Genomic DNA, 3,868 nt, shown 5'->3' with positions numbered 1-3,868 from the left:
TCCTCCTACGAAAACGGGTCCTGCTCGCATGATCACGAACACTCACTGTCACCCATCACGAAAATCTTGCCAGATCCGAGAAGTGGCCGCGAAATCCCAGCATGTGCGCCCAAGGCCGGAGCCGGAGCGCCTTGTACTCGGGACGTGCGCCCAGTTCCCAGCAGGTGCGGATCATGCGCCGGGCGTGCTCGCTGACCGGTAGCGCGTCCAGGTGCAGCCCCGGCTTCAAGCCCGTTCCGTGGCAGCGACCGCAGGACGCCATCAGACTCAACCGCCCGCGACCGCCGCAGGCCGGACACGACAACCGGTGGTCGACGGTGCCGGATGCTTCGGCGCCCTTGGTGGCGTACTTGGCGATGTAGCCGGCCACCGCCCGCTCGCTCAGCCCGTCCGCCGCCTGGTCGAGCAGAATGGGCCGGATGTCGAGCTGATCGCCCCAGACCAGGTCCCATCGACCGAGATCACTTAGGGGAGAGGTGACCGTGACCCGCCGGACCGCCGGAGGGATCGCGCGAGTGAGCAGGCCGTGATCAGCCCAGCCCGGAGGGACCTCACTCCCGCCGCCCGGACCGTCGAGCCTGACGATGGCGTGGAAGTGCACCAGGCCGCGCCGCTGGTACTCGGCCACCTTGGCGAACGACACCCGGACCCGCCTGGCGAACTCCCGACGGCTCAGCCCCGCCTCGCTAGCGAGAGTGCGCCGCACTTCCAGGGTGAAGCGGTGCCACAGCGCGCCCACGTGAGCCTGCCAGAGCACCGCGCCCACGTAGTCGTAACACCGGTCGCATATGGGTTGCCCGAGCCGTCCGTCTCCCGGCTCGTGGCGAGCATGGCAGCCGACCGGATACCCGTGCTCACAGACCTTGTCGCGGTTACGAGGACGGCAGGCCCGCACCGTCCCGCCCTTCTCTCGCCGGGTATGCACCGGCCCGAACGAGGGAGCGGTGAGCGTGACGAACGCCCGAGGATGCCCGCTCACCTCCTGCGGGACACCCTTGCCGCCGGACAGGCCCGCCCGGATGAGCTGGAAGGTGTCGGCCCGGTAGACCTCCGAGCAGGACGAACACACAGAAGCCCGCCGGTTGCCGCAGGCCACCAGCAGATGCCCGGACGGCTCATCCGTCGTGCGGTAGCTGTGCAGCACCTCACCGCTGGTCGCGTTGACGATCAACGACTCGCCCGCCAGGTGCACCGGGTGGGTACACCCTCCGGTCGCCGCGACCATTGAGCGCCACCGGTCGTAGCCCGGATCGTTGATCACCCGTGCGAGATCGACCAGCCATTCCAGCTGCTGGTCGGCGGTGCGGTGCTGCGCTTCCTCCTTGCTGTTCATGACGTCCTCCTTCGCTCGATCCCGACAGGTACTCCAACACGTGCTACGTCTTGGCTCATGTGGGCATGGTAAACAACACGTGCTACCTCTTGTAAAGAGCAAACGTGGAAGAAGGAGAACTCGGCATGACCGATGACAAGGGCGCCGCCCGGTGGCGAATCATCGCCGACCTCTTGCGTTCAGACGTGGTGCAAGACCACTACCAGCCAGGACAGGCACTCCCCGGCGAAGCTTTCCTCGCCAACGAGTACGCCACCTCGCGCCCGACGATCCGCAAAGCCATCGCCCAGCTCGTCGGGGAAGGGCTGCTCACCGTCGCCCACGGCCGGGGCACCTTCGTTCGCCCTACTCCTGACCGCCGCCTGATCCTCATGGGCGGCTCAGTGCGCGAAGACCTGCTCAGCCCCACGTACGACCCTGCCAAGCAGGGATGGGAACACGTCACCGTCGCCAGCGAAGCCGAACGCACCGCAGGTCGCGTCACTCCCAACTCGGCGCTGTTCATGACCATCGAGGGCAGCAAAGCCGACGTCCTGGGCGTGCGCCGAGGCCGTATGGGCGTCTACCGCTACGCCTACTGGCAGCACACCAAGACCCGAGCCCGTATCCACCTGTGCTCCTACCTCCTGGCTGACCAGGTCGCCACGATCACCGGCGAAGGCAGAGGTATGGAGATCGACTCTGAGATCGAACCCGAGGACTACTACGCCCACCTGGAGCGCACCCACGGACCGCTGCGCTGGATCACCTCGGTCCACGCCCAGATGCCCTACGGCGAGACCTACGAAGACCTCAACATGGAGCCCATCGGCACACCCCTGTTGCTGGTCCGCCGGCTGATGCTCAGCAAGGACGGCCGCCCGCTGGAGTTCACCGAGATTGAGGCCCCCGGCGACCGCTTCGAAGCCGCAGCAGCCAGCGAGCACGACCAGGCCGGATCAGACGGACAGGTCTCACTCAGGGTGTAGTGGGCTCAGACTTTCTTTACTGGTTCAAGGCGGCGGCGCGCCGCGCCGTCGCACGGCCCTCCCACCGCCCGCCGTCCGGGCGTGCGGCGTGGACGCCGGTCCCGAACGGCGGCGGGAATCGGCCCGCCCGCCGCACCGCCCAGCCGCCGCACTCGACCATCGCCCGCCGCAGTGGGGTCGCACCACCGCCCGCAAGGTCGCTTCAGCCATCGGATCCGGCCGTTCTGCTTTTCGATTGAGAGTTCGCGCACCAGGGGCATGATCTCGTAGCATCCGTCACTATGCTGCGAAATTTATTTCTTGGCGTAGGCACCCTCTTTATCCTCGCTGGCTTGTTTATGGTCTTTTTCGATCCTCTGGTGATCAACTGGAGCATCAGAGGCACCGCCTTTATCGCTGCCCCCACTTCCGTTACCTTGGTGGAACTAATCAAGCCCGCCTTTCTCGTTCTTGCCGGAGTCGGCATGATGATTGGTGGTCTTGCGGCTGCGACCACGGGCCGTGGGAAAGATGCCTCCGGCGGGGGCACTTCGGCTCCGGGATGATCGCCGTTCCGGCACGAAGGCTGTAGGTGGTTGGGGTAGGGGCCGGATCTTCCCGTCTACCACGTCCCAGGCAAGCCCAACATCTCGGCTCCTCCGGATCAAGGCCGTCTGTGACCGTTGGCATCCCATGGCCGAGGAACGTCTACCGGCTGACGTACACGCGAAGACGGCCTTGACCCTCCGTCTCCGAGCTGTTGCCCCTCCGGGGTGGGACGAGGCAGACGGGAAGATCAGGCAGGATCGGTGGTGTTTGCGGCACTGCTCCAATAATCTATGCGCGTCTTGATCTCCGAAAGGTGTGAAGTGCGCATACTGGTCACGATTATTGCAGCTACGGCACTCCTAGTCAGCTGCACTCCCAGCGGCAGCAACGTACCTGAGGCAAAGCATGCCACCAAGACGACGATGTCAGGTGCGCCCCAGACCCTTGTCGACATTTCGCAAGGCGTTAAGACCAAAGTTCTACTGCACTATGTGGAAAAGCAGGGGATGGTCTCTGTCTGGAGCACGGATATAAAGGTAGGAACGTCTTTTCGGCTCGCTACCGACTGCGTCGGCGCAGATGGGACAATGATGGTACGAGTCGGGAAATCCCAGTTCCCTCGACGATGTTCGACCGGTCCCGGCGACATACGAACCAGCACGATTCCCAATAGGGTGGAAAATCGCCGCATTAAAGTAGAGGCGCCACCTGGCGCCAAATGGGCCGTCCTCATCGCACAGCCTTCAAAGGCGGATCAGTGACAGCAACGGCAGACGGGATGATCTGGCGGACGGTCATACCGCCGTTCGGTTTCTATTTCCTGGGTCTGCTAGCTCTAATTTTTCCGGCTTGATTTGCCGCCTGTTAAAGACGCGGCGACATGGGTCCCTCCAGATCCCATGTCGCCACGCCCGTCCTACCGGGCACTTCCGGACAGCAGGGCCGTCCAGATCACCCGCGCCTGTCCATCCCCTGAAAGTGTGGAGACTCGGTTATGCGGCGATGGTCCTTTGAGACCTCGCCTTAGTGGCTGTTCGCG

General features: G+C 64.4%; 3 protein-coding genes. 2 read left to right on the top strand and 1 reads right to left on the bottom strand.

Annotated elements, in window-relative coordinates; translation table 11 throughout:
- Positions 1–55: 55 nt before the first annotated feature.
- Positions 56–1,333, bottom strand: a complete 1,278-nt coding sequence (locus AC5L38_RS43930; RefSeq protein WP_495248768.1) for a replication initiator — start codon at positions 1,331–1,333, stop codon at positions 56–58.
- A gap of 125 nt (positions 1,334–1,458) precedes the next feature.
- Here AC5L38_RS43930 and AC5L38_RS43925 point away from each other — a divergent pair, with 125 nt between their 5' ends.
- Both AC5L38_RS43925 and AC5L38_RS43920 read left to right on the top strand, forming a co-directional pair.
- Positions 1,459–2,301 (top strand): GntR family transcriptional regulator, encoded by an 843-nt coding sequence (locus AC5L38_RS43925; protein WP_495248767.1) that lies wholly within the window; start codon positions 1,459–1,461, stop codon positions 2,299–2,301.
- A gap of 281 nt (positions 2,302–2,582) precedes the next feature.
- Positions 2,583–2,846, top strand: a complete 264-nt coding sequence (locus AC5L38_RS43920) for a hypothetical protein (protein ID WP_495248766.1) — start codon at positions 2,583–2,585, stop codon at positions 2,844–2,846.
- Positions 2,847–3,868 lie beyond the last annotated feature (1,022 nt).

The organism is Streptosporangium nanhuense, from assembly GCF_059358815.1.
The sequence above is the reverse complement of the archived record's forward strand: the minus strand, read 5'-3'. Positions and strand labels throughout refer to the sequence as shown.